Source organism: Tessaracoccus luoxuelianae (genome assembly GCF_055326245.1).
The window spans coordinates 120,063-146,923 of sequence record NZ_JBUZNO010000003.1 but is presented as its reverse complement, the minus strand read 5'-3'; the positions used below and the strand labels follow the sequence as shown (position 1 = coordinate 146,923).

20 protein-coding genes are annotated in these 26,861 nt (G+C 69.5%); 13 read left to right on the top strand and 7 right to left on the bottom strand.

All coding sequences use genetic code 11. The features are described from left to right. Positions 1-39 precede the first annotated feature (39 nt). The 4 genes from ACZK39_RS05720 to ACZK39_RS05705 are packed head-to-tail and all read left to right on the top strand — an operon-like array spanning position 40 to position 2,982. Positions 40-885 carry a carbohydrate ABC transporter permease gene (locus ACZK39_RS05720; protein WP_182783420.1) on the top strand — a complete coding sequence of 282 codons (846 nt, stop codon included), beginning with the start codon at positions 40-42 and terminating at the stop codon, positions 883-885. After that, positions 882-1,799 carry a carbohydrate ABC transporter permease gene (locus tag ACZK39_RS05715; RefSeq protein ID WP_182783418.1) on the top strand — a complete coding sequence of 306 codons (918 nt, stop codon included), beginning with the start codon at positions 882-884 and terminating at the stop codon, positions 1,797-1,799. Before ACZK39_RS05720 ends, ACZK39_RS05715 begins: the two co-directional genes overlap by 4 nt. Then, on the top strand, positions 1,800-2,435 hold the full coding sequence (locus tag ACZK39_RS05710) for a MusI family membrane protein (protein ID WP_182800876.1): 636 nt from the start codon (positions 1,800-1,802) through the stop codon (positions 2,433-2,435). It begins immediately after the preceding gene. 10 nt (positions 2,436-2,445) lie between these two features. Then, positions 2,446-2,982, top strand: a complete 537-nt coding sequence (locus tag ACZK39_RS05705; RefSeq protein ID WP_459055788.1) for a YbaK/EbsC family protein — start codon at positions 2,446-2,448, stop codon at positions 2,980-2,982. Between the two features lie 140 nt (positions 2,983-3,122). Here the strand turns inward: ACZK39_RS05705 and ACZK39_RS05700 are convergent, their stop codons facing one another. Beyond that, positions 3,123-3,356, bottom strand: a complete 234-nt coding sequence (locus ACZK39_RS05700) for a DsrE/DsrF/DrsH-like family protein (RefSeq protein ID WP_220491004.1) — start codon at positions 3,354-3,356, stop codon at positions 3,123-3,125. 36 nt (positions 3,357-3,392) lie between these two features. Between ACZK39_RS05700 and ACZK39_RS05695 the strand changes: the two genes are divergently transcribed. Together ACZK39_RS05695 and ACZK39_RS05690 are read left to right on the top strand one after the other, a co-directional pair. Next, positions 3,393-5,330, top strand: a complete 1,938-nt coding sequence (locus ACZK39_RS05695; protein WP_463612795.1) for a type I restriction endonuclease subunit R — start codon at positions 3,393-3,395, stop codon at positions 5,328-5,330. Positions 5,331-5,449: 119 nt separating this feature from the next. After that, positions 5,450-5,815, top strand: coding sequence for an ArsC/Spx/MgsR family protein (locus tag ACZK39_RS05690; RefSeq protein WP_463612794.1), 366 nt, complete (start codon positions 5,450-5,452; stop codon positions 5,813-5,815). A gap of 279 nt (positions 5,816-6,094) precedes the next feature. On the opposite strand, the gene ald is transcribed toward ACZK39_RS05690, so the two are convergent. Then, positions 6,095-7,219 carry an alanine dehydrogenase gene (gene ald, locus ACZK39_RS05685; protein WP_463612793.1) on the bottom strand — a complete coding sequence of 375 codons (1,125 nt, stop codon included), beginning with the start codon at positions 7,217-7,219 and terminating at the stop codon, positions 6,095-6,097. Positions 7,220-7,678: 459 nt separating this feature from the next. Then, positions 7,679-8,647: a LacI family DNA-binding transcriptional regulator gene (locus tag ACZK39_RS05680; protein WP_463612792.1), complete on the bottom strand. Its 969-nt coding sequence runs from the start codon at positions 8,645-8,647 to the stop codon at positions 7,679-7,681. A gap of 245 nt (positions 8,648-8,892) precedes the next feature. Here ACZK39_RS05680 and yicI point away from each other — a divergent pair, with 245 nt between their 5' ends. Beyond that, complete coding sequence (gene yicI / locus ACZK39_RS05675) at positions 8,893-11,169, top strand: alpha-xylosidase (protein ID WP_463612791.1); 2,277 nt, start codon at positions 8,893-8,895, stop codon at positions 11,167-11,169. A gap of 780 nt (positions 11,170-11,949) precedes the next feature. On the opposite strand, the gene ACZK39_RS05670 is transcribed toward yicI, so the two are convergent. After that, a complete protein-coding gene (locus ACZK39_RS05670) occupies positions 11,950-12,810 on the bottom strand; it encodes an iron-sulfur binding domain-containing protein (protein WP_463612790.1) in 861 nt (286 codons plus the stop codon). A gap of 273 nt (positions 12,811-13,083) precedes the next feature. Here ACZK39_RS05670 and ACZK39_RS05665 point away from each other — a divergent pair, with 273 nt between their 5' ends. Then, a complete protein-coding gene (locus ACZK39_RS05665; protein ID WP_463612789.1) occupies positions 13,084-14,499 on the top strand; it encodes a sodium:proton antiporter in 1,416 nt (471 codons plus the stop codon). A gap of 403 nt (positions 14,500-14,902) precedes the next feature. Here ACZK39_RS05665 and ACZK39_RS05660 read toward each other — a convergent pair whose 3' ends face one another. Both ACZK39_RS05660 and dnaB read right to left on the bottom strand, forming a co-directional pair. Then, on the bottom strand, positions 14,903-17,602 hold the full coding sequence (locus ACZK39_RS05660; RefSeq protein ID WP_463612788.1) for a phosphoenolpyruvate carboxylase: 2,700 nt from the start codon (positions 17,600-17,602) through the stop codon (positions 14,903-14,905). A gap of 95 nt (positions 17,603-17,697) precedes the next feature. Further along, positions 17,698-19,050 carry a replicative DNA helicase gene (dnaB, locus tag ACZK39_RS05655; protein WP_182800832.1) on the bottom strand — a complete coding sequence of 451 codons (1,353 nt, stop codon included), beginning with the start codon at positions 19,048-19,050 and terminating at the stop codon, positions 17,698-17,700. A gap of 580 nt (positions 19,051-19,630) precedes the next feature. On the opposite strand from dnaB, the gene ACZK39_RS05650 reads away from it, so the two are divergent. The 4 genes from ACZK39_RS05650 (at position 19,631) to fumC (ending at position 24,059) form a co-directional block, all read left to right on the top strand. Next, positions 19,631-19,942, top strand: coding sequence for a metal-sensitive transcriptional regulator (locus ACZK39_RS05650; protein ID WP_182783399.1), 312 nt, complete (start codon positions 19,631-19,633; stop codon positions 19,940-19,942). Positions 19,943-19,965: 23 nt separating this feature from the next. Then, complete coding sequence (locus tag ACZK39_RS05645) at positions 19,966-20,175, top strand: heavy-metal-associated domain-containing protein (protein WP_463612787.1); 210 nt, start codon at positions 19,966-19,968, stop codon at positions 20,173-20,175. Between the two features lie 104 nt (positions 20,176-20,279). After that, the gene (locus ACZK39_RS05640; RefSeq protein ID WP_463612786.1) at positions 20,280-22,460 is read left to right on the top strand and encodes a heavy metal translocating P-type ATPase; all 2,181 of its coding nucleotides are present in this window, start codon (positions 20,280-20,282) and stop codon (positions 22,458-22,460) included. A 210-nt stretch (positions 22,461-22,670) separates the two neighbouring features. Beyond that, positions 22,671-24,059, top strand: a complete 1,389-nt coding sequence (fumC, locus tag ACZK39_RS05635) for a class II fumarate hydratase (protein ID WP_463612785.1) — start codon at positions 22,671-22,673, stop codon at positions 24,057-24,059. A 185-nt stretch (positions 24,060-24,244) separates the two neighbouring features. On the opposite strand, the gene ACZK39_RS05630 is transcribed toward fumC, so the two are convergent. After that, positions 24,245-25,513, bottom strand: a complete 1,269-nt coding sequence (locus ACZK39_RS05630; protein ID WP_463612784.1) for a glycosyltransferase — start codon at positions 25,511-25,513, stop codon at positions 24,245-24,247. 87 nt (positions 25,514-25,600) lie between these two features. On the opposite strand from ACZK39_RS05630, the gene ACZK39_RS05625 reads away from it, so the two are divergent. Next, positions 25,601-26,674: a glycerate kinase gene (locus ACZK39_RS05625; protein ID WP_463612783.1), complete on the top strand. Its 1,074-nt coding sequence runs from the start codon at positions 25,601-25,603 to the stop codon at positions 26,672-26,674. The last annotated feature ends 187 nt before the right edge of the window (positions 26,675-26,861 follow it).

Sequence of the window (26,861 nt, the reverse complement as noted above, 5' to 3'; positions counted from 1 at the left end):
CGGCATCGCGGCCGGGCGGGGTTGAACGGAGTAATCACTATGCAGAGATCCCTGAAGAAGTACTTCCCGCTATTCGTGCTGCCAACGTCGGTCGCTTTCATCATCGCGTTCCTGGCACCGTTCGTCATTGGCCTGTACCTGTCGTTCACGAAATTCACCACGATCACCAACGCCGAATGGGTCGGCCTGGACAACTACCGTCGGGCGCTCGATCCCGCTGACGGGTTCCTCGGCTCGTTCTGGTTCACGATCCTCGTCGTCGTCGCGTCGGTCATCACCGTCAACCTCTTCGCCTTCGGCATCGCCAAGCTGCTGACACAGAAGCTGAAGGGCACCAACGTCTTCCGGACGATCTTCTTCATGCCGAACCTCATCGGTGGCATCGTGCTGGGCTACACCTGGCAGGTCATCATCAACGCGGTCCTCGCCAACTACGGGACCACCCTGGTGGCCGACTGGAAGTACGGCTACATCGGCCTCATCCTGCTGGTCAACTGGCAGCAGGTGGGCTACATGATGGTCATCTACATTGCGGGACTGCAGAACGTGCCGCCGGAGCTCAACGAGGCAGCGGCCCTCGACGGCGCCGGCCGCTGGCAAACGCTGCGCAACGTGACGATCCCCATGATCATGCCGACGATCACCATCTGTCTGTTCCTCACGCTGTCCAGCGCGTTCAAGATGTTCGATCAGAACCTCGCGCTCACCGACGGCGCCCCCATGGACCAGACCAAGATGGTCGCGCTGGACATCTTCAAGACGATGTTCTCGCAGATCGGTCGGCAGGGCGTCGGCCAGGCCAAGGCCGTCCTATTTGTCATCGTCGTCGTGGCGATCGCGCTGCTGCAGCTGCGCGCCACCCGGAGCAGGGAGGTTGAGGCGTGAGCACGCAACCGCAGACAGTTACCCCCGTACCGGTCGCTGGACCGACGACGCCCCCGGCGGCCGAGGCCGGCGGCAAGCGCCGCGACCCGGTGGGCAAGATCCTCATCTACGCGCTGCTGGTGGCCCTCGTGGGCCTGTTTCTGGGGCCGATCGTCTTCATCGTCCTCAACTCCTTCAAGCAGAAGTTCTCCATCTCGTCGGACCCCTTCGCGGTGCCGCTGGGGGACATGTGGGCCGGGTTCAGCAACTACATCACCGGGATCCAGGCGCAGAACTTCTTCGAGGCCATCCTCTGGTCGTTCGTCATCACCATCGGATCGGTGCTCATCATCGTGTTCCTGACGGCGATGCTGGCGTACTTCATCACGCGCGTGAAGACGTGGTGGACGTCCCTGATCTACTACCTGCTCGTCTTCTCCATGGTCATCCCGTTCCAGATGGTGATGTTCCCGACGGTGAAGCTCGCCGATGCCCTCGGCCTGGCCAACCCGGTCGGCATGATGGTGCTCTACCTCGGCTTCGGTGCGGGGCTGTCGGTGTTCATCTTCTCCGGGTTCGTCAAGTCGATCCCCCTGGAGATCGAGGAAGCCGCCTATATCGACGGATGCTCACCGCTGACCACCTACTTCCAGGTGGTCTGGCCCATCCTCAAGCCCGTGACGATCACGGTGGCAATCCTCAACGCCATGTGGATCTGGAACGACTACCTGCTGCCCTACCTGGTCATCGGCCTGTCGACACGCTTCAAGACCATCCCGGTCGTGGTGCAGCAGTTCGTCGGCTCGAACGGTAACCGCGACATGGGTGCGCTCATGGCGATGCTCGTGCTGGCCGTGGTCCCGATCATCGTGTTCTATCTGTTCGCGCAGAAGCACATCATCGAGGGCGTCGTCGCCGGGTCGGTCAAGGGCTGAGTGGTCGACCCCAACTCGCGGACCTGGCAGGCGCTCGGCCTCGCGGCCGACGTCGTCGTCGTCAACGCGCTCACCATCGTCTGCTCGTTGCCGGTGGTGACCGCGGGGGCTGCGCTGTCCGCGGCCCACGGCACTCTGCTGGAGATGGTCCGTGAGGAGGGGGCGAAACCTGCCCGCACCTACTTCTCCTACTTCACCCGCACGTGGAGGACGGCGACCTTCGGGTGGCTGCTGCTGCTCGCCGTCGGCTCTGTCCTGGGCTGGGAGTACTGGGCGCTCGGCCGCATGGACGGTGGCGCTGCGCTGGTGGCCCAGGCCGGAGTGCTGGCCGGGGCCATCCTGGTGACTCTCTGGGCTGTCTGGTTCTTCCCACTGGCCTCTCGGGGGGAGGGGTTCGCCCGCACCGCGAAGTTGGCCGCACTGCTCGCGCTCGGCAAGTTGCCCCGGAGCCTGCTCGCCTCAGTCTGGCTCTTGATCCCCGCCGTGCTGATCATCCTCAACCCCGGCGGCTGGGTGCTGTGGCTCGCGGTCATGGCCATCATCGGGGTGGCTCTGATGCTCTACCTGGTCGACCTCGTGGTCGTGGAGACGATCGATTCGCTCCCGCCGCGCGGCTCCACCGGAAGCGCGCAGTAGTCTCGACGGCATGCCATCTGCCGAAGGAAACCTGGACTGGAAGCCGCTCGCCGACCATCCCGAGTTGGTCGCCCACCCCGTCGCGCAGGCGTCGCATCGCGTGCCCGACGCGCGGGTCGCCGAGATCGACGAGGCGCTCGCCGACACCGCCGCCTTCTGCGAGCGGTACGACGTTGCGCTCGAGGCGTCGGCCAACTGCGTCATCGTCTTCGGGCGACGCGGCGAGGAGACCGTCCACGCTGCCGTGATGGTGCTGGCGGTCGACCGCGCCGACGTCAACAAGACCGTCCGCAAGGAGCTGGGCATGCGGAAGATGTCGTTCGCCGACCAGCCGACGGTGGAGCAGCTGACCGGGATGACGCAGGGAGGGATCACCCCGGTGGGGCTGCCCGACGGCTGGCCGATCCTCATCGACGAGGCCGTCGTCAGCGCGGGGCCGGTCGTGATCGGGGGAGGGGTCCGGGGGAGCAAGATTCTGCTTGACGGCGCCGACCTGGCACGACTGCCCGGCGCCAAGGTGATCCCGCTGGCTCTGAGTGGCGCCTGACGGGCTCAAGGGAGGGCCCTGCGGGGTGTTACATTGTAACGATTCGTTTAACGAATACCGTTATGGCTCCGCGCGCCAGGCGCCGCTGTAACTCACGCCGGCCGCCCATGGGGACGGCCAGCGCGATGCGAGCGGCAGGGTCAGACGAAGATGACCTGCGCGCCCTCGGAGATCTCGATGAAGTCGGTGGCGCTGATGACGCCCTCGACGCCGGGGTGCAGGTCGGCCTCGATCATCTTCATCATGTCGAAGGTCAGCTTGCAAGCGTACATGTGGGCACCGGCGGCGTGCAGCAGGTCGATGAAGTCGGGCACGTCGGGCACCTCGAGCTCTTCCATCTGCTTCTTCATCATCGACGTCGCGAAGCGGGTCATGAACGGGATGTTGCCCATCGCCTGGGGCATCGAGACGTGCTCGAGCCCGGGCTTCAGGCGTCCCAGCTGCGGCACTACGACGACCTCGACGGGTACGCCCGCCACCTCGCCGACGCCCTCCCCAACGCCACGCTCATCGCGTTCACCGGCACCCCGATCAGCTTCACCGACCGCAACACGCGCGAGGTGTTCGGCGACTACATCGACATCTACGACCTCACCCGAGCCGTCGCCGACGGCGCCACCGTGCCCGTCTACTACGAGCCTCGCCTGGTCACCGTCGGGTTCGACGACGGCGTCACCTCAGAACAGCTCGACGCCGCGGCCGACGAGCTCACCCGCGACCTCGACGAGACCGAGCGGGACCAGGTCGAGCGGTCGGTGGCAGTCATCAACTCCATCTACGGCGCGCCCGAGCGGCTGCGCACTCTGGCCGCGGACATCGTCGAGCACTGGGAGAAGCGGCGGGCCCGGGTCATCACCGAGATCGAGGGGCCGGGCAAGGGCCTCATCGTGTGTGCCACGCGGGAGATCGCCGCCAACCTGTACTCGGCCATCGTCGAGCTGCGGCCGGACTGGCACGCCGATGCCATCGACGGCGGCCGCATCAAGGTGGTCTACTCGGGCACGGCCTCGGACCAGCCCCCGATCAGCAACCACGTCCGCCGCGAGTCCGAGAACAAGGTGATCAAGAAGCGGCTCGCCACCGCCGAGGACCCCCTGGAGCTCGTCATCGTCAAGGACATGATGCTCACCGGCTACGACTCGCCGCCGCTGCACACCCTCTACCTCGACCGCCCCCTCAAGGGCGCCCTCCTCATGCAGACCCTCGCCCGGGTCAACCGAACATTCCGCGGAAAGTCCGCCGGTTTGCTGGTGGCCTACGCACCCCTCACCGACAACCTCGCCCACGCCCTGGCCGAGTACACCCTCTCCGATCAGCGCGAGCGCCCCATGGGCCGCGACGTCGGCGAGGCGGTCGAGCTGGCGCGGGCCCTCGTCGAGCAACTCCGCGACCTCGTCCGGCCCGTGAACTGGCGGGCCAAGCTCGGCACACCTAGAGGCTGGATGGATGCCGCCCGGCTGCTGACGGCCTGGCTGCGGGACCCGCGCAACCCGGGCAACCGGGTCGCGGAGGGGCACGCGACGCTCACCGACCGCTACCGGCACCTCACCACGCAGCTCGGCCGCGCGTGGGCGCTCTCGGCCGGTGCCGACAACCTGGCCGGCATCGCCGACGAGGTGCGGTTCTACGTGGAGGTGCGAGCCTGGGTGGCCAAGCTCGACGCGGCCGAGCGCGAGGCCACCGGGCGGCCGGTGCCGGAGGAGGTGGCACGCGCACTGCTCGCCGTCGTCGAGGACTCCACCGACTCGCGCGATGTCATCGACATCTACGAGATGGCTCATATCACCCCGCCGGACTTCGACCACCTGGCGCCGTCGGTGCTGGAGGAGGCGCAGGCATCGCAGAACCCGCAACTGGCCATCGAGGCGCTGCGTGCCGCGCTGCTGCTGGAAGCCGCGCGCGTGTCGGGCCGGAACCTGGTGCGGCAGCAGACGTTCGGCGACCGAGTGGCAGACGTCATCAACCGTTACACCAACGGGCAGTTGACCTCCGCTGAGGTGCTGCTCGAGCTGTGGCGTACGGCCGAGGAGATCGCGTCGGAAGCGCGGCGCGGGGAGCAGTTCGACCCTCCGCTCGGCACCGACGAGTTGGCCGTCTACGACGCCGTCGCAGCCAACGACTCGGCGATCGAAGTGCTCGGGCAGCCCGTGCTGGGGCAGATCGCTCGCGAGCTCGTGGAGATGCTCAGGCGCGACGCGAAGACGGACTGGACGGTGCGTGACGACGTGCGCGCGTCGATCCGGGCCAAGATCAAGCGGCTGCTGCGCAAGTACAAGTACCCACCGGACCGCTCCGAGGAGGCGGTGAAGCTGGTGGTGCAGCAGATGGAGGTGCTGTCGCGGGGGTAGGGCGGCCGGTCACACTGACCGGCGATCAATCCGTTCGGCCGCATCAGCTGGCTGATGCAGATAGGTAGCGTGGTGGGGGCGGGGTTTCGCCGCCGCTTTCACCGTCGAAGGGGGATCCCATGAAGGACCTGACCATCCTGCACAATCCGCGCTGCTCCACCTCACGCGCGGGACTGGAGGCCGCGGAGGCCTCGGGGCTGAGCCTCGAGGTGCGCAACTATCTCAAGGAGCCACTCGACGAGGCCGGCTGGCTGGCCGTGCTGGAGATCCTCGACGCTGACCCCACCGAGTTGGTGCGCCGCGACAAGGCCTTCGACGAGCTCGACCTCAGCGACGACGACGTGGCCAGCGTGGACCAGGTGGCTCGCGTCCTGGCCGCCCATCCCGCCTTGGCACAGCGCCCTGTGCTGATCAGGCGCGACGGGGTGCGCGAGCGGGCGATCATCGGCCGGCCGAAGACCGCCGTTGCCCCCTTCCTGGCTTAGCCCCCGCCGGCTGAGGTGCGAGGAGCGAAGCGACGAGCCTCGAAGCCTAAGAGAGATTCCTTGTCAGCCAACGTTTCATAGGCTTCGAGGCCGCTGCGCGGCACCTCAGCCAGCGGGAGTGGGCCGCTGCGCGGCACCTCGGCCAGCGGGGGAGCCGAAGACCGCCGTTGCCCCCTTCCTGGTTTAGTTGGGAGGGGACAATCTGCAACTTGCTATCCAGAGCGCGGCTTCTGCGGATATCCACAGAAGCCGCGCTCTGGATAGCAAGTTGCAGACCGTTCAGCCCGCGAGGTTGAGCACCGCCGCGACATCGGTCCACTCGCGCCCGAACGCCTCGGCCACCGGCCGCGACACCAGCGTCCCCGCGTGGGTGGACAGGCCGCGCGCCAGCGACTCGTCGGCACGCATCGCGTCGCGCCACCCACGGTCCGCGATCGCCTCGACGTAGGCCAGCGTGGCGTTGGTGAGCGCCCAGGTGGAGGTGTTTGGCACCACGCCAGGGATGTTGGACACGCAGTAGAACGTCGATCCCTGCACCTGGAAGGTGGGGTTCTCGTGCGTGGTGGGGCGGGAGCTCTCGAAGCAGCCGCCCTGGTCGATCGACACGTCCACCAGCACGGAGCCCGGCTTCATCGCGGCCACCATGTCGTCGGTGACCAGCTTCGGCGCCCGCGCGCCCGGCACCAGGACGGTCCCGATGACGAGGTCAGCCCCCAGCACCTGCTCCCGCACGGCCAGCGTCGACGACGCGATCTGGTGCACCCGGTTGTCCCACCGCCAGAAGCTCATCCGCAGCTTCTGCAGGTCCGTGTCCAGGAGGGTGACGTCGGCGCCCATGCCGAGCGCGATGTTGGCGGCGTTCTGCCCCGCGACACCCGCGCCCAGCACCACCACCTTGGCGTTGGCCACCCCGCCGATTCCGCCGAGCAGCACTCCCCGTCCGCCCTGGTTCTTCAGCAGCGCGTGCGCGCCCACCTGGGGCGCCAGGCATCCGGCCACCTCGCTCATCGGGTACAGCAGGGGGAGCAGACCTGACGCGAGCTGGACCGTCTCGTAGGCGATCGACGTGGTGCCTGCGGCCAGCAGCGCGTCGACAAGCGGTTCGTCGGCGGCGAGGTGGAGGTAGGTGAACAGCACCAGGTCCGAGCGGAGGCGGTGGTACTCCTCGGCCACGGGCTCCTTGACCTTGAGCACCAGCTCGGCGTGGCCCCAGGCGGTGTCGGCGTCCGCGACGATGGTGGCGCCAACCGCGCGGTAGTCGTCGTCGCTGAACGACGAGCCCAGCCCGGCACCATGTTCGACGAGCACCTGATGGCCGCGCTGGGTCAGCTCGTGCACGCCGACGGGGGTGATCGCCACCCGGAACTCGCTGTTCTTCACCTCTCGGGGGACGCCGATGCGCATCTGATGCTCCTTGCTGGGCTCGCGGGCCGCTTCGTCGCGGCGACGGTTCAGGCTATCGCGCACCTGTGCCCACCGGTTGTGGTCGGAGGTCTGCGGCTGATGTTCCTCCAGGCTGGGTCTCGGGCGCCCTGGGGGCTCCAGGGCCGTTCTAGAGGAACAGCTACCGCACCTCCGCCAGGAGCCGGTGGGCTGAGCTCGGTTGCCGTGCACCCGTGGCAGAGGCGGGCGTTGCGGCGTTTCGAGGATTTGAGAGCGCTCTACAAGGGCTATTGCGCTGGTCCAGCTCGCGGGTTATGATCAATCATCGAAACGCTTCGCCAATGGAGGCAGAGTCATGATGACAAGGAACCAGCACCTGTCGAAATGATTCGACGACGAATCGAAAGATCGTCCAACCCGGTGGAGGAGTGCAATGCGGTTCGGCGCGCTGAGCTCAGCACTCCTGGCGGGCGCGCCCGGTCACTCGACCCGCGGCGCCACCAGCCTGCGCTCCGGAAGGGAGCGGTCGTTGACGAGACCCATCAGCATGTCCACCGCGGTGGAGCCGATGGTGGTGCCGGGAATGTCGATGACCGTCATCGGCAGCAGCGGCGCGAGCAGCAGAGACTTCGGCCCGATGGCCACCACCGCGACCGAGTTGGCCACCTCGGGGCCCCGTCGGGCCAGCGCCGTGATCACGCCCGGAAGGGCTGCCTCGTTGTGCACGATCAGCCCCGTGATGCCCGATTCCACCAACTCGTCGATGAGCGGGGACGCCTCGAGCGGATCGTCGCCGCAGGCCAGCCGCTGCAGCGTGATGTGGTGGGCCTCCGCCTCCCGGTCGGCGCCGCGCGCCAGCCGGACAGCGTACGAGGTGCCGCGGCTGTGGACCGCGGGCGAGGACCCGATGAGCGCGATCCGCGTGTGCCCCGCGGTGGCCAGCTTGCGCACGGCCATGGAGCCGGCGTTCTCGAAGTCGAAGTCGATGCAGCTGAGCGAGCCGGGATCCTCCGGCATTCCGATCAGCACGCTGGGCTGCCGCAGCGCAGCCAGCGTCGGGAGGCGGCTGTCGCGGGATTCGACGTCCATGACGATGAAGCCGTCCACCATCGAGCGGAGCGAGACGCCCTCGATGCCGGAGGCGTCCGGCTCGGTGACCAGGAGAACGTCATGCTCGTAGTGGCGGGCCCGCGTCGCGATGCCGGCGACGAACTGCATGATCACGTCCACGTTGACGCCCGGGCGGAGCGGGGTGACCAGGCCGAGCACGTGGGTCTTGGACGACGCCAGGGCGCGCGCCCCGGCGTGCGGCCGGTAGTTGAGCTCGTCAATGGCCTTGAGCACCCGCTCGCGGGTGGTCTCGGAGATGGGGCGCCGGCCGCTGAGCACGTACGAGACGGTGGATTGCGAGACGCCCGCCTTGCGTGCGACCTCCTGGATTCCAGCCATCGACACCCCTTGTCCCAGGGCGGGAGCGGCGGGGTGTGGCCCCATCAGCCCGACGGGCTGGCGCCGTCGACAAACGGCCCTGTGTCTCACCAGCGTAGGCCCGCGCAAGCGTTTCGACCAAGCGGGGGCGCGGACGCGCACCCCGTGTCAGACGGTCCTGGAAGAGCTGTCTTCCGCGGCCTCGTCGCCCAGCAGTTTCCCGCCCGGCACCGCGTCGTGTCGCGTCACCCAGAGAGGACCCGAGCATGAAGTTCACCGACGGCTACTGGCAGATGCGCCCCGGCGTCACTGCGCTCAGCCCGCGCAGCATCGCCGACATCGTGGTGGAGGACGACCGCATGGTTGCCCATACGCCCACGCGCGTCATCGAGAGTCGCGGCGACACCCTCAACTGCCCGGCCCTCACCATCACCGTCGACTCCCCGGCCGACGGCGTCATCGGGGTGACCATCGAGCACTGGGACCAGCCCACCACCGGGCCGAGCTTCGCGCTCTCCGGCGGCGGGCATGAGGTGTCGGTCGTCGAGACCGAGGACGCGGTGTCGCTGACCAGCGGCACCCTGACCGCGACGCTGGGCAGAGAGGTGCCGTGGGACCTCCAGTTCGTCGGCGCGGGCGGGCCGCTCACGTCGTCGACGGGGCGCTCGCCGTCGGCCCTCACCAACCCGGACGGGCGGCGGTTCGTGCGGGAACAGCTGGCCATCGCGCCCGGCGAGCACCTGTACGGGCTCGGCGAGCGGTTCGGGCCGCTGATCAAGAACGGCCAGAGCGTGGAGATCTGGAACGCCGACGGCGGGACCTCCAGCGAGCAGGCCTACAAGAACGTGCCGTTCTACCTGAGCGATCGCGGCTACGGCGTCTTCGTCGACACCCCGGACCACGTCTCCTACGAGCTGGCCTCCGAGTTCGCGTCGCGGGCGCAGTTCTCCGTCCCCGGCCACCGGCTGCGCTATCTCATCATCGACGGCCCCACCCCGGCCGACGTGCTGCGCCGCTACACCGCGCTCACCGGCCGCCCCGCGCGGGTGCCGGCGTGGAGCTACGGGCTGTGGCTGTCCACCAGCTTCACCACCGACTACGACGAGGCCACCGTCACCTCGTTCATCGACGGCATGGCCGAGCGGGACCTCCCGATGTCGGTGTTCCACTTCGACTGCTTCTGGATGCGCGCCTTCCACTGGACGGACCTGGTGTGGGACCCGGCCACGTTCCCGGATCCGGAAGGGATGCTGTCGCGGCTGCACGAGCGCGGGTTGAAGGTCTCCGCGTGGATCAACCCCTACATCGCGCGGCGCTCGGTGCTCTTCGAGGAGGGCCGGGAGCTCGGGTTCCTGGTGAAGCGCCCCGACGGGTCCGTGTGGCAGTGGGACCTGTGGCAGGCCGGCATGGCGCTGGTGGACTTCACCAACCCGGAGGCCTCCGCCTGGTTTGTCGACAAGCTGCGCGGCCTGCTGCGGCAGGGCGTCGACTGCCTGAAGACCGACTTCGGTGAGCGGATCCCCACCGACGTCGTCTGGCACGACGGCTCGGACCCTCAGCGGATGCACAACTACTACGCGCACCTCTACAACAAGGCGGTCTTCGACCTGCTGGTGGAGGAGCGTGGCGAGGGTGACGCCGTCGTGTTCGCCCGCTCCGCCACGGCCGGCGGGCAGCAGTTCCCGGTCCACTGGGGCGGCGACTGCGAGTCCACGTTCTCGGCCATGAGCGAGTCGCTGCGCGGCGGGCTCAGCCTGGCGGCGTCGGGCTTCGGTTTCTGGAGCCACGACATCGGCGGCTTCGAGGGCACCCCGGACCCGGCGGTCTTCAAGCGGTGGCTGGCGTTCGGGCTGCTCAGCTCGCACAGCCGCCTGCACGGCTCCAACTCCTACCGGGTGCCGTGGGCGTTCGACGACGAGGCCGTCGACGTGGCGCGCAGCTTCATCCGGCTGAAGATGCGGCTGATGCCGTACCTGGGCCAGCTGGGCGAGATCGCGCACCTCGAGGGGCTGCCGGTGATGCGGCCCATGTTCCTCGAGTTCCCCGAGGACCCCGGCGCGGCGATGGTGGACCTGCAGTACATGCTGGGCGACCAGTTGCTGGTGGCGCCGATCTTCACCGACGACGGAAGGGTGTCGTACTACGTGCCGAGCGGGCGGTGGACGCGCGTGCTCGACGGCAGCGTCGTCGAGGGACCGGGCTGGCGCACGGAGACGCACGGGTTCGACTCGCTGCCGCTCCTGGCGCGCCCGGGCTCGGTGATCCCGTGGGGCGCCGTCGACGACCGGCCCGACTACGACTGGGCCGACGGCGTGGAGCTGACCGCCTACGGGTTCGAGCCTGGAATGTCGCGGACGGTCGAGGTGTCGCGGCCGGACGGGTCGGTGTCGCGGTTCGAGGTGGTTGCGGACGCCGATGGCGAGGTGTCGGCCAAACTGCTCGACGGCTCGGCCTCGGTGGGGTCCTGGACCCTCACCGTCCGCACCCCGATCCCTGAGGAGTCCCGCCCCACTCCGATCCCTGAGGAGGTCGCCGTCGCGTAGCGACCGGCGGCCGTCTCGCAGGGTCGTGTCGTGACGTCTCCGGGGACCCGGGATCCGCGGTCCGTGCTGTGGTCACGTTGGCGACGTGTGGTGGTGGCCGGGCCGCCCATGATGCCGGCGGCGGCGCTTCGCGCTGCGACGCCGTCATCAACGCCCACCCAATCTGCCCCGGCCCCCACCACCCGCCGCCCTGCTGTCCCGTCTCGGCGCCTGACTTGCGTCTCGGCGCCTGGCTTGCGTCTCGGCGCCTGCTCTATATCGCAGGCGGCCCGGAGCCGCCTGTCCTCGGTTCGGCCGCCGGCGCTGTAGCGCCGGCGGCCAGACTTAACGCAGGCGCCACCGGATCCGCCGCCCTGAGACGAGCCGACGCGAGATATGCACGAGGGTGGGGGACGGCAGGGCGGCTGCGCGTCGGGATGCCCAACCCGAGGATCACCAGGCCGGCCTCCCGCCTCAACTCACTTTCACCAGGGCCGCCCGGCCGGCACGCGCCCGGATCAGACGACGCCACAGGCAGACCAGTGCGGGGAGACACGAGACGAGGCCCGGGCGGCCTCGATTGCCCGACCCAGGACCAGGTCGCGACAGATTGCGAACGGCGGACAGCGGCCGCCCGGGCCTCGACTCATGGGTCATCGCACCGGACGGGGGTCAGACGGTGCAGACCTCACGGTTGCGAACGGCGGACAGCGGCAGCCCGAGACTCGACTCATGGGTCACCGCACCGGACCGGGGTCTGACCATGCACGCCCTCACGGTTCGGCAGCGGACTCAGAGGACTCAGGGGAGGGTGAGGCCGACGTCGGTCCGGACGGCCAGGCCGTCGGCCACCAACGATGCCGCGCAGGCCTCGAGCTGCCCTCCGTCGGGCCAGGCGACGTCCGCGAGCCGGACCGCCCCGTGGCCTCGCAACGCCGCCATGATCCGCCCGCGACACTGCCGATCCGTGCCCTCCCACGCCTGGACCCTGCGCTCGGGCCCGTCCCACGCGGGCCGCCCCGCCGCCAGCCACGCGCACGCATCAGCCACCGGGCACTCTTCGCACCGCGGCGCTTTCGCCGTGCACACCAACGCCCCGAGTTCCATCGCCGAGACCGACCACAGCGCCGCTTCACCGTCGTCCTCGGGCACGAATTCCCACGCTCGCCGCCGCTCGGCCGCCGTCTCGTGGGCGACGGGGAACTCCACCCCACCGTCGATCCTCGCGAGGACGCGCCGAATGTTGGTGTCGAGGACCAGCGAGCGGAGCCCGAACCCGAACGCCCGCACCGCGGCCGCGGTGTAGCGTCCGACCCCCGGCAGCGCCATCAGGTCGGCCTCGCCGCAGGGCACCTCCCCGTCGTGCACCTCGACGACGGCGCGCGCGGCCTCCTGCAGCCGCAGCGCCCTCCGCGGATAGCCCAGCCGATCCCAGGCGCGCAGCACGTCCGCCGTCGGCGCCGTCGCGACATCCGACGGCGCGGGCCAGCGTTCCATCCACTCCACCCACTGCGGGGCCACCCTGGCTGCCGGCGTCTGCTGGCACATCACCTCGCTGACCAGCACCCCCCAGGCGGTCACCCCCTCCGCGCGCCACGGCAGGTCGCGGGCGTGCGCGACGTACCACGCCGCGAGGCGGGGGTGGAGTGGGCCGATGGTCACGGGTCGATCATGCCAAAAGCTGGCATGGTGCCGGCTGGGCCGCGGAAACGATCCCTCAGCGTCGGTGTCCCCATGGAGCGCTGAGCCTGGGGCCGGTCACTGGGGGACCATTTCCGCGCCATAGTTACCCACACCGCCCTCTTGGCCCGGCTGGGAGCCGACGGGCGGCAACTCCCTGCAACATCGGCACCGGACTCATGCTCCACGGGGATGGCGGTTTAGGCTGAGCGGTCTAGCCAGGAGCCCCGGCGGGCTCCGGTGAAGGGACCAACGATGGAATACCCGTGGTGGAGCATGCTCCCGTTCGTCGCGATGCTGGGCGGCATCGCGGTGTTCCCGCTGCTGTCGCGGACGAAGCATCAGTGGGAGAAGCCCGCCTCGCAGCTGGGCTACGCGTTGGTGCTTGGCCTCCCCGTCGCGTTGGCGGTGTGGGCGCTGGACGACCCGTGGCGCGTGGGTCACGCCGTCTATGAGTACGCCCAGTTCATCGCCCTCCTGCTGGCGCTGTTCGTCGTCTCCGGTGGGCTCTTCCTCAAGGGCGACATTGAGGCCACGCCGCGCAACAACACCACCTTCCTGGCCATCGGTGGCCTGGTGGCCTCCTTCGTCGGCACCACAGGCGCCGCGATGCTGCTGATCCGCCCGCTGCTCAACACCAACGTGGAGCGCAAGCACCGGGTCCACACCGTGCTGTTCGCGATCTTCATCGTCGCCAACTGCGGCGGACTGCTCACCCCGCTGGGTGACCCGCCACTGTTCCTCGGCCTGCTCCGCGGCGTCCCGTTCACCTGGACCTTCGGGCTGTGGCCCTACTGGCTGTTCGTCAACGTCATCCTGCTGTTCAGCTACTACGCGCTCGATCGCCGGATCTACGCCACCGAGGCGCCGGAGGACGTGGCCTTCGACCGCACCCACATCGAGCCGCTGGGGGTGCGCGGCAAGATCAACTTCCTCTGGTTCGCCGTGATCATCGCGGCTGTGGCGTTCGCGCCGTCGATGGACCTCCACGCCATCGAGGCCGGCCATGCGACGGCATTGTCCTGGGTGCCGGTGCGCGAGCTGATCATGCTCGCGGTGACCGCTGCCTCGTTGCTGACCACCCCCCGCAGCGTCCGCCACGACGACAACGAGTTCAGCTGGGCCCCCATCGGGGAGGTCGCCGCGCTGTTCATCGGCATCTTCCTCACCATGATCCCGGCGCTGGAGTTCCTCGGCCAGCAGGCGCCCAAGCTGCCGCTCAACGAAATCACGTTCTTCCTGTTCACCGGCGGCCTGTCGTCGGTGCTGGACAATGCCCCCACCTACGCCACCTTCTACGAGATGGCCTCGCAGGTGCCTGCGCCGCCGGGCGTGGCCATGATCGGCACCACACCGCCGGTGCCGGAGAGCTTCCTGGTGGCTATCTCGCTGGGTGCCGTGTTCTGCGGCGCGCTGACCTACATCGGCAACGGACCCAACTTCATGGTGAAGTCCGTGGCCGACTCGCGGGGCGTGCACATGCCGTCGTTCGGCGTCTACGTCGTGCGGTCGATGCAGTACCTGGCCCCGACTCTGCTGGCCATGATGCTGCTGATGATCGCGGACCACTGGGCCGCATGGCTGGCGGGCGCCGCGGTCGTGGTGTGGATTCTTGCGCGGGCGGTCCTGGACATCCGCCGCTCGACGGCGGTGCCCGTCCCCCCGGCCTGACCGGGAGGCGCGAAGCCACGTCTCAGGCGATGGCCGAGCCCCCGTCGTGGGCGCCCCGCGGCGGTCGGGCGGCTAATTGGCAGGTCTGGTACCGACTACGGCACGAGACCTGCCAATTAGGCCTTCGCCGACGCGGCCCATGCCATCCCGCAGCGCTGAGGTGCCGCGAAGCGGCCCATATCGTTGGCTGAGGTGCCGCGAAGCGGCCTCGAAGCCTCGGGAACGTGACCTTGTCAGCGGCGGTTTCTTAGGCTTCGAGGCTCGTCGCTTCGCTCCTCGCGCCTCAGCCAGCGGAGAAGGGCTCCTCGCGCCTCAGCCAGCAGGGTGGGCTCGTGCCTCGGCCTGCGGGGTGGAGTCGTCGCTTCGCTCCTCCGCCCCCGCCAGCGGGTGCGTCCCGGGGCCCTTAACCGGTGTTCTGCAGGCCGGCCGCGGCACCGTTGACGGTGAGCAGCAGCACCCGTGCCCACTCGGCGCGCTCCGCATCGTCGATCGGCGAGGCGGCGTCGCGGATGAGCCGCAGCGCCCGGAGTTGCAGGTGGCTGAGCGCGTCGATCGACGGCGCCCTCAGGCTCACCCGGCCCTGCAGCAGCGGCTTGGCCTCGAGCAGCTCGGACTGGCCCATCGTCTCCAGGACCAGGCGCCTGGTCAGATCCAGTTCGGTCAGCACCCGCTCGGTGACCTCAGGCCGCCCGCCCAGGGCAAGGAACGACCGGGCAAGCCGCGGGTTGGCCTTCGCCAGGCTCATCTCCGCGACGTCGATCAGGCTGGCGAACAGCGGCCACTCCTGATAGGCCGCGCGCAGGCGCTCCGGATCTCCGACGGCGGCCAGGCCGGTGCCCAGCCCGAACCAGCCGGGGATGTTGGCGCGGATCTGCGACCACGCGAACACCCACGGGATGGCCCGCAGGTCCGCAAGGTCGCGGCCCTCCGTAGCGCCGCTGCGCCGGGCCGGCCTTGACCCGAGCCGCAGTTCACCGAGCTCCTCGAGCGGGCTCGACTCGGCCACCACGTCGGCGAACCCCGGGATCCGCACCAGCTCCCACCAGGCCTCGCGGGAGACGCTCTCGACGGTGGCCGCCACATCGGCGAACCGAGCCGCCGCGTCGCGGTTGCGGCACGTCGCGTCCTCGGTGTCCGCCAGCAGCACCGCCGAGGTGAGCCGCTCCAGGTGAGCCTGGGCCAGGGTCTCATCCGCGTACCGGGCGAAGATCACCTCGCCCTGCTCCGTGACCTTGAACCGGCCGGCCACGGAGCCCGGCGGCTGCGCCAGGATGGCGCGGTGCAGCGGGCCCCCGCCGCGACCGAGCGAGCCGCCCCGGCCGTGGAAGATGGTCAGGTGCACGCCGTGCCGGTCCGCCCAATCCACGAGCTCGCCCTGCGCGGTGTAGAGGGTCAGCGTCGCGCTGGCGGGGCCCACGTCCTTCGCCGAATCCGAGTAGCCCACCATCACCTCGACGTGCCCGCCGGTCTGGCCGAGCCAAGCGCGGGTGCTGTCCAGGGGCAGCCAGCGCTCGAGGATTCCGACGGCGCCGTTGAGGTCCGCCCCGGTCTCGAACAGCGGCACCACGTCCAGCCGGAGCGGACCGTCGCCGACCGCGAGCCGCGCGAGCGCCCGGACGCCCACCAGGTGCTCGGGCGCCTGGGTGAAGCTGACCACGTAGCGGCCGCAGGACCGCTCGCCCCACCGCTCCTGCAGCCAGGACATCACGCGTAACGTGTCCAGCACCTCGCGCGTCCTGTCGGTGGTGGCCTGCACGTGGCTGGGCCAGCCCTCCATGGCCAGGCGGTCCAGCAGCGCCAGCCGGGCCTCGTCGTCTGCCGGCTTCTCGTCGAGCTGACCCAGCAACTCGTCGAGGGCCGCCTTGTGGACGGCGCTGTGCTGGCGCACCTCGAGCTCGGCCAGGTGGAAGCCGAACGTCTCGGAGAGCCAGATCAGGTGCTGGAGCTCGCCGAAGGCCGCGCGGTCGTCGCCGGCGACGCGCAGGGAGTCCTGGATGAGCCGCAGGTCCTCGAGCAGTTCCTCTGGCCGGCGGTAGGCGAGCTCGATCCGTCCGTTCCGCGTGGCGGCCAGGCGCTCAGCTACGAACAGCAGCTTCTGGCGGTGTGGCTCGCTGGGCGACGACGTGCGGATGGCGGCGAACAGCTCTGGCGCGGCGACGGCGTCGCGGGCCAGCGAGTTGGCCAGGTCCGGCGACGCGGGGGTGGCGTCGTCGCTCATGGTCAGGGTGCGCGCGATGCGTTGAGCCCCCGTGGCGAGCGCCCGCAGGGCGTGATCAGCCTGGATGGCGGCGGTCTGCCGCGTCACCTCGGCGGTGACGAACGGGTTGCCGTCGCGGTCGCCACCCACCCAGGAGCCGAACCGGAGGAACGCGGGCACGGCCGGCTCGCGGCGGCCGGCGTCCCCGTTGGAGATCACGGACTCGACGGAGCGGTACAGCCGGGGCACCGCGTGGAACAGCGTCTGGTCGAAGACCTGCATGACCGCGCGCACCTCGTCCGACGGTTGAGGCTTGGTGGTGCGCAGCGGCGAGGTGCGGCTCAGGATGTCGATCTCCTCGAGCATCCGGCGCAGCGCGGCGGCCCGCTCCTGCCTGCCGACGGCCGCGTCGTCGTAGTGGTCGAGATGGTCCCCGATCCGGTCCAGCGCCGACGACACCGCCCGGCGGCGCGCCTCCGTCGGGTGGGCGGTGAGCACGGGATGGACGCGCAGGTCCCGCACCCGCGACGCCAGCTCACCCAGCGCGGCGACCGCGGGCCACATGTCCGGCGTGGCGTCCCCGGAGCGGGGGTCCGCGCGGCGGAGCAGGCGGGAGCGGTGCCGCTCCTCCGCCAGGTTGATGAGATGGAAGTGCATGGTGAGGGTCTGCGCCAGATCGGCCGCCGTCGTCGCGGGGAGGCCCTCGATGATGTGCGACGGCGCCTCAGGATCGCCGCCGTCAGCGGCGCCGGCCGCGGCCTCCTTCAGGCTGTCCATGAGCGTGGCCAGCTCACCGCGGCCCGACTCTGTGAGCACCTGACGGTGCAGCTCGGTCAGCAGCGCGAGGTCTGCGACAAGGAGCGCATCAGGGGACGTGTCGACGGGGGGCAGGGCTTCACCTGGCATGGGAGGGCCTTTCGATCGCGAAGTCCGGTACGCGCATTATTCAGCACTCCGCATCGCAGCAGCATTCGCGCAGGCCAGGCTGGACTGACGGCCGGTCACATGGGGGCGTTGATGAACCGGCTGTAGTGGCCCTGGAACAGCGCGTCGATCCTGCCCGTCTCACCGTTGCGGTGCTTCGGGATGTGCAGCGTGGCGAGGCCGCGCTCCTCGTCGGTGGGGTTCTGCGAGTACATCTCCGGGCGGTGCAGCATGATCACGATGTCCGCGTCCTGCTCCAGTGAGCCCGACTCGCGCAGGTCCGAGAGCTGCGGGATGCCGTCCTTGCGCTGCTCCGTGTTTCGCGAGAGCTGCGACAGTGCGATCACCGGGATCTCCAACTCCTTGGCAAGGAGCTTGATCTGGCGGGAGAACTCGGAGACCTCGAGCTGGCGCGACTCCACCTTCTTGCCGGAGCTCATCAGCTGGATGTAGTCGATGGCGAGGATCTGCAGGTCGTGCTTCTGCTTCAGCCGGCGCGCCTTGGCCCGGATCTCCATCATGGTGAGGTTGGGGGAGTCGTCGATGAAGAGGTTCTTCTCGCCGAGGATGGCGGACTTGTCCGTGACGCGCTGCCAGTCCGTCTCGTCCATCTTGCCGCCGCGGATCTTGCCCAACGGCACCGACGCCTCGGCCGAGAGGATCTTCATCACGATCTCCGTGCGGCTCATCTCCAGGGAGAAGAACGCGGCCGTGAGGTTGTGGTGGATGGCGGCCGAGCGGCACACGTCCAGCGCGAACGTGGACTTCCCGACGCCGGGGCGGGCCGCGACGATGATCATCTGCCCCGCGTGGAGGCCGTTGGTGATCCGGTCCAGGTCCACGAACCCCGTCGGCACCCCGGAGAGGGCATCGCCCGAGGAGGCGATGGCCTCCATCTCGTCGAACGTGGGCTCGATCAGTTCGCGGAGGGACTTGTAGTCCTCCGAGGCCTTCTTCTCGGTGACCTCGAAGAGGGTCTGCTGGGCCTCGTCGACGATCTTGTCCACCTCGCCCTGGCCCTGGTAGCCGAGCTGGGCGATCCGGATGGAGGCGTTGACGAGGCGGCGGAGGACGGCCTTGTCGCGCACCAGTTCGGCGTAGTAGATGGCGTTGGCCGCGATGGAGACGGAGGCCAGGAGATCGTGCAGGTAGACCGCGCCGCCCACCTTGGACAGCTGGCCACTCTTGCCCAGCTCCCCGGCCACCGTGATGGGATCCGCGGGCTCCCCGCGACCGTACAGAGTGATGATGGCGTCGAAGATGGTCTCGTGGTTGGGCCGGTAGAAGTCCACCCCGCGGAGCACCTCGACCACGTCCGAGATGGCGTCCTTGGACATCATCATGGCGCCCAGGACGCTCTGCTCCGCGGCCAGGGCCTGCGGGGGAGTGCGGTCCAGATCACGGTCGTCGTAGACGGCGGTCTGCGTCATGTCCCCTCCTCATGGCCACCGGTTTCCGGCCACAGGACAGGCTAGGGCACGCCACTGACAGGTTCTGTGACGTGCCTGTGGGCAAGCCTGGGGGCGGCCTGTGGGCGGCCTGTGGACAACTCCGCCCGTCGTGCCCGTGGGGTGTGCACAATGTTGTGGGTTGAGCGTCGAATCACCGTTATCAAATTGTTATAAAGACCCGCGGGTCGACGGCTCCCGTCACTTTGTCCACAAATCGGTCAGCGGGTCAAGCGCCTCCGGCGCTGACTCGCCTCCGGCGGCACAACGCTGCCGCGCCGTCGCCGCGAAACGCTATCCGACTAGGGGTGATCGTCGATCATCGGCAAACACGAACCGTGCGTCCCGAGGCTGTGTTATAGGCCCCGAGTGTCCCATGGCGGGCGTCTGGCGGCGCTTCGGGGAGGGATGTCCACAGGCTGGGTGCGCAATGTGTGGATAAGTCAGCCCTGTGGGGCCCTAGGTCACCCCGGACGGGGGCCTGCACCCCCGTCGTGTCATGATGAGATCAGTTGAATCCAATACCCCCATGGGGTATGTTGGGTACCGAGGAGAGGGACCGATGACCGACATCATTGAGGAGAGCTGCCACGCCACTCACGGGTACACGCCCGAGAAGGCTGCGTACCTGCGTCGGTTGAAGCTGATCGAGGGCCAGGCGCGCGGCATCGCGCGCATGGTGGAAGAAGATCAGTACTGCATCGACATCCTCACCCAGGTGACCGCCGTCACCAGTGCACTCAAGGCGGTCTCCCTCGGACTTCTCAACGATCACCTCTCCCACTGCGTCGCCGACGCCGCCCGCAAGGGCGGACCGGAGGCCGAGGAGAAGATCGACGAAGCGATGCAGGCCATCAAGCGCCTCGTCCGCTGACCCACCACGAGAGGATTCACCCCATGATCAGCAAGTACACCGTCTCCGGCATGACCTGTGGCAACTGCGTCAACCACGTCACCGAAGAGGTCTCCGAGGTCGACGGCGTGATCAACGTCTCCGTCACCCTGGACAACGGGGCGATGCTCGTCGAGTCCGCCGATCGCATCCCCTTCGACGCCATCATCGAGGCCGTCCACGAAGCGGGCAGCTACTCCGTCGTCGAAGCCTGACACCGGCGGGTCGCGCCCGCCTCCTCCCGGCGCCCACCACCGTCGGCGCCGCTGAAATCCCCAGTGCCCGCGCGTCCCCGCGCGCCCAAAAACGGAGGGCCGACATGGCCAGTTCCACCATCCAGCTCGACATCCAGGGAATGACCTGCGCCTCCTGCGCCGCCCGGATCGAGAAGAAGCTCAACAAGGTCGACGGCGTCACCGCCACGGTCAACTACTCCACCGAGCGCGCCACCGTCGAGGCGCCCACCGGAGTCACCGCGCAGCGCATCATGGAGGTCGTCGCCCAGGCCGGCTACGGCGCCACGCTCCCGGTGCCCGAGGCGGAGAAGGCCGACGAGGCCGCCGCGCTCAAGCCGCGCGTGCTGTGGTCCTTCGCGCTGAGCATCCCCGTCGTCGTCGTGTCCATGGTGCCGGCGCTGCAGTTCCCCGCCTGGCAGTGGGTGGCGCTGGTGCTCTCCAGCGTGGTCGTGCTGTGGCTGGGCCGCAACTTCCACCACGCCGCCTGGACCAACGCCCGGCACGGCACCACCACCATGGACACGCTCGTGTCCATGGGCACGCTCACCGCCTACGCCTGGTCCCTGTACGCGATGGTCTTCGGCCATGCCGGCATGATCGGGATGAAGCACGAGTTCTCCCTGACCCTCAGCCAGCAGGACGCGCGCGGCTTCATCTATTTCGAGGCCGCCGTCACCATCATCTCCTTCCTCCTGCTCGGCCGCTATATCGAGGCCCGCGCCAAGACCGAGTCCGGCGCCGCCCTGCGCGCGCTCCTCGAGGTGGGCGCCAAGCAGGCCAGCGTCCTCGTCGACGGCGAGGAGCGCCGGGTGGACGCCAAGTCGTTGCGCGTGGGCGACCTCATCGTGGTGCGCCCCGGCGAGAAGGTCGCGGCCGACGGCGAGGTGGTGGAGGGTCGCTCCGCCGTCGACGCCTCCGTCATGACCGGCGAGTCGCTCCCGGTGGAAGTGGAGCCGGGGTCGATCGTGGTGGGGGGATCGGTCAACACGACGGGGCGGCTCGTGGTGCGCGCCACGGCCGTCGGCTCGCAGTCCCAGCTGGCCCGGATCGCGGCCATGGTGGAGGAGGCCCAGACCGGCAAGGCCGAGGTGCAGCGCCTCGCCGACAAGGTCTCGGGCATCTTTGTCCCCATCGTGCTGGTGATCGCCGCGCTGACCCTGGCCGGGCATCTCCTGGTGGGCAACGGGGTGACGATGTCGCTGTCGGCGGCCATCGCCGTGCTCATCATCGCCTGCCCGTGCGCGCTGGGGCTGGCCACGCCGTCGGCCCTCATGGTGGGCACGGGTCGCGGCGCCCAGCTCGGCACCGTCATCCGGGGGCCGCAGGTGCTGGAGCGCACCCGCCGCGTCGAGACCGTGGTCTTCGACAAGACCGGCACCCTCACCACCGGCCAGATGTCGGTGGCTCAGGTGGACACCGCCGACGGCGTCACCCGCGACGAGCTGCTGCGGCTGTCGGCCGCCGTCGAATCAGGCTCCGAGCATCCCATCGCCCAGGCCATCGTGGCCGAGGTGGAGCGGCCGGGCGCCGTGGTGGACTTCGTCAACGTGCCGGGTCGCGGGGTGCGTGGGGTGGTCGACGGGCGGGCCGTGTTCGCCGGATCGGCGGCCTTCATGGCCGACCTCGGGCTGGCGCCGGTGGCGTGGCCCGGTGAGCCGGTGGGCAGCGTCGTCGAGGTGGCCGACGAGCAGCGGGTGCTGGGACGGATCATCGTCGGGGACACCGTCAAGGAGTCGGCCGCGGCCGCCATCCGTGAGCTCAAGTCCCTGGGCCTGCACCCGGTGCTGCTCTCGGGCGACAACGAGCGCACGGCGCGCGCGGTGGCCGCGCAGGTGGGCATCGACGACGTGCGCGCGGGCGTCACGCCCGAGGGCAAGGTCGCGGCCATCAAGGAGCTGCAGGCGGCCGGCCGGCAGGTGGCGATGGTGGGCGATGGGGTCAACGACGCAGCGGCCATCGCGCAGGCGGACCTCGGGATCGCGATGGGCACCGGCACCGATGCTGCGATCGCGGCCGGCGACATCACCCTGATGCGCCACGACCTGATGGCCGCCGTCGACGCAGTCCGCCTCTCGCGGGCCACGCTGCGCACCATCAAGTCCAACCTGGTGTGGGCGTTCGGCTACAACACCGCGGCCATCCCGCTGGCGGCGCTCGGCATGCTGACGCCCATCATCGCGGGCGCGGCGATGGCCTTTTCCAGCGTTTTTGTTGTGCTCAACAGCCTTCGGTTGAAGGGCTTCCGGAGCGTGAACCGCCGCTGACTGGGGGTGTTGCCGCGCAACGTCAAGAGATCGTCAAGAAGCCAAAAACCCAGTACTGCGAGTGCATGTGATTGCCACCGGATCGGGTACATTTATCCCCGACGCTGTTGGTGTCACCAAAGACCGCTCGGCCGCTGCCGCCCCCCCAAGGGCAGCGGCCGAGCTCTTTTTCTGCCCGAGCGAGGCGCCGGCGAGGGTAGGTTGGGGCTCATGGGTACCCGCATCGAAACAGACTCCATGGGCGAGGTCCCGGTAGCCGAAGACCGCTACTGGGGCGCACAGACGCAGCGCAGCCTGCACAACTTCGACATCGGCCGCGACACCTTCGTGTGGGGCCGTGCCATGATCCGCGCGCTCGGCGTGCTGAAGAAAGCCGCCGCGCAGGCGAACGCCGAGCTCGGGGAGCTGGCCGCAGACAAGGCGGATCTCATCTCCCGCGCCGCCGACGACGTGATCGCGGGGCGCCTGGACGACCACTTCCCGCTCGTGGTGTTCCAGACCGGCTCCGGCACGCAGTCCAACATGAACTCCAACGAGGTCATCTCCAACCGCGCCATCGAGCTCGCAGGCGGTGTCCGCGGGTCGAAGGCGCCGGTCCACCCCAACGACGATGTCAACCGCGGCCAGTCCTCCAACGACACCTTCCCCACCGCCATGCACATCGCGGTGGTGACCGAGCTCAACGAGCGACTGTACCCGGCCATGGCCCGGCTCCGCGACGTGCTCGCCGCAAAGGCCGATGAGTACGACGGCGTGGTGATGGTGGGCCGCACCCACCTGCAGGACGCCACCCCGGTCCGGCTCGGCCAGGTGTTCGGCGGCTGGGTGGCGCAGCTGGACTTCGCCGTCGAGGGTGTCCGGCACGCGGATTCGCGGGCGCGGGACCTGGCCATCGGCGGCACCGCCGTCGGCACCGGGCTCAACGCCCATCCCGACTTCGGCCGCCTTGCGGCCGCGAAGATCACCGCGGAGACCGGCCTGGAGTTCCGGCAGGCGGAGAACCTGTTCGCGGCGCTGAGCGCCCACGACTCGCTCGTCGAAGTCAGCGGCGAGCTGCGGGTGCTCTCGGGCGCCCTGATGAAGATCGCCAACGATGTGCGGTGGTACGCCAGCGGGCCGCGCAACGGGATCGGCGAGCTGAACATCCCGGAGAACGAGCCGGGCAGCTCGATCATGCCGGGCAAGGTCAACCCCACCCAGTCGGAGGCGCTGACGATGGTCGCGGCGAGGGTCTTCGGTAACGACGCCACGGTCGGGTTCGCCGGCAGCCAGGGCAACTTCCAGCTCAACGTGTTCAAGCCGGTGATGGCGCACGCAGTGCTGGAGAGCATCCGGCTGTTGGCCGACGGCGCGCTGTCGTTCACCGAGCATTGCGCCGTCGGCATCGAGCCGAACCTGCCGCGCATCGAGCACAACCTGTCGACCAACCTCATGCTGGTGACCGCCCTGAACCGGCACATCGGCTACGACAAGGCGGCGAAGATCGCCAAGCAGGCTCACAAGGAGGGGACGTCGCTACGCGAGTCGGCCCTGGCCAACGGGGTGAGCGGCGAGGACTTCGACGCGTGGGTGATTCCGGCGGACATGACGGGGAAGTAGCCCTCACCTGCACCGCCCAGGGGATCGGGTCTGCAACTTGCTATCCAGAGCGCGGTATCTGCGTATATACACAGATACCGCGCTCTGGATAGCAAGTTGCAGAGGGTGGGGTCTCACCCCTCGGCCAAGCGGGAGCGGGTTTGGGGTCGTCGTAGCGCTCCTCGCGCCTCAGCCCGGGGGAGAGGTCAGCGCGTAGCCGCGACCTCCGCGTACAGCCGAAGCAATTCCGCCGCCTGAGACTCGATGGACCACTGCGACGCCAGCTCGACGGAGCGCTCAGACGCGTGCCGACGCCAGGCCTCGTCGTCGAGGCGGTCGATCACCCGCATCAGTCCGGCGGCCAGGGACGCCGCCGTCGGGCGCGTGATCTCCCCGTTGACGCCGGGTTCGATCACCAGCTGGAGCTCGTGATCGACGCTCACGATGGGCAACCCCGCCAAGGCGGCCTCGTGGAGCACGAGTGCCTGCGTGTCGGTGAGGCTCGGGAAGGCGAACACGTCCGCCATGCCGTAGTACGCGCCCAGCGCGTCGCGCTTCTGCTCGCCCGGCAGGATGATCTTGCCCGCGGCCCGGCCGTCGGCCAGGACCTTCTTAATGCGCGGATACCGCTCCCAGTCACCCACCACGCACAGGCGCGCGTCAGGCCGCTGCGCGTACACGAGGTCGAATGCCTCGGCCAGCAGCGGGATGCCCTTCTCCGGCGCGATCCTGCCGGCGTACAGCACCAGCGGCCCCTCCGGGTGGGGGAACGGCGGCGGGCCGGGCGGGAGGGGGTCCACGCCGTTGGGCACCACGACGATCCTGGCGTCCGGCGAGATGAGGCGGAGACGGCTGGCCGTCTTCGGCGACGGCGTGGTGGTGAGCGTGGCCATCTCCAGCATCTTCTCGCAGATGCTGAGCAGCGACGCGGTGGACTTGCCCCGGTCCTCGTAGCGGATCTCGGCGAGCCTGATGTCCTCGGCGCTGACGAACTGCCCCTTGGTGATCCGCGCGAACGCCCGCAACACACCGGTGAGCAGCGGCAGGACGGCCGAGTAGTGGTCGCCGTAGGCCTCGAAGTCCGTGTGCCAGGTCACCATCATCGGGATCCCCAGCCGCCGCGACGCCCAGGTGCCGAGCAGGCCGACGGTGCCGAACCCGTGCACATGCAGCACGTCCGGACGCATCTCGCCCAGCTGGTCGATGGTGCGGTCGAAGTGGCGGCCGTTGGCCACCCGGGTGGGCATCTTCGGTACGCGGACCGACGGTAGGCGCACCTCGGTGCGGCCGGGGCGCCCATGGTGCGGGTTGGGGCCCTTGGTCTCCGGCGCCACGACGATCACCTCGTGGCCTGCGTCCAACAGGTTGCCTTCGAGCTGCTGGACCGCGAACATCAGCCCGTTGCTGCCGGGCCCGTAGTTGTCCGTGAACTGCGCCACCTTGAGGCGGCGGCCGGGCGCTGCGGGGGAGGTCACCACGTCACTCTATCGGCTCGCGCCGGTCGCGTAACCGGGGTTGGCCGGGCCGGCCCCGGACGCCGTCGATCACCTTAGGCTCAGCCCATGCACATTGTGGTCGCGCCCGATTCCTTCAAAGGGACCCTGACAGCCGCGGATGCCGCGGAGTGCATCGCCGCCGGCTGGCTGGCCGTCCGCCCCCGCGACACCGTCGCCCTCCACCCCATGGCCGACGGAGGCGAGGGAACCCTGGACGCCTTCGCGGCGGTGCCAGGTTCGGAGCGGGTGCCTGTGTCGGTGGTCGACGCCGTGGGCCGCCCGCGGGAGTCGTCGTGGCTGAGGCTGCCCGACGGGACGGGCGTCGTCGAGTTGGCCGCCGCCTGCGGCATCGTCGGCCTCGATCCCCTGGATGCGCGGGGTGCGCACACCACCGGGTTCGGGATGGCCATCCGGGCGGCGCTGGAGGCGCGGGTGTCGCGGCTGCTGCTGGCCATCGGCGGCAGCGCCTCCACCGACTGCGGCGCCGGCCTCCTGGTGGCGTTGGGGGCGCGGCTGCTCGACGACGGGGGCCGCGAGGTGACCTCGCCCGGCAACTCGGCGCTGTCCCGCGTGGTGACGGTGGACCTCTCCGCGATGCTGCCGCCGCCTCCGGGTGGCGCGGTGGTGCTCTCGGACGTGACCAACCCGCTGCTCGGCCCCCTCGGCGCGGCCGCGGTCTTAGGGCCGCAGAAGGGCGGGGTGGGGATCGTCGACGAGTTGGAGTTCAACGTCGGGCTGTTCGCCGAACTGCTGGGCGGCGACGTCGAGGCAGCCGGGGCGGGCGCCGCGGGCGGGGCGGGTTTCGCGCTCCAACGGTGGGGGGCGACGACGGAGTCGGGGGCCCGGGCGGTCGCGGAGGCTGTGGGTCTGGAGGCGGCGCTGGACGGCGCGGACCTGGTGATCACGGGCGAGGGCCGCTTCGACAGCCAGTCGGCCGGCGGCAAGGTGGTCTCCGTGGTGCGCGAGATGGCCGGGGACGGGCGCGTCGCGGTGGTGGCCGGGCGCCTCGACGCCGCCGTCGACGGGCTTGCGGGAGCGGTGTCGCTGTGGGATATCGCAGCCGAGGGTGCGCTGACGGACGCCGCGAGGGTCGCGGAGGAGGCGGGAAGGGTCCTGGCGTCGCGGTTCGTCCTGCCTTGATCTTCATGCGCGTTCCTGGCTGCGGGTTGCGGTCGGGGTTGGCGGTGGTGCTGAGATCGGGTTGGCGGTGGATGCTGTGGTCGGTTTCGGCGGCTGTGACGTGGTGGTCTGGTTGGCGGCGTGTGGTGGGGGCCGGGCCGCCCATGATGCCGACGGCGGCGCTGCGCGCTGCGACGCCGTCATCAAC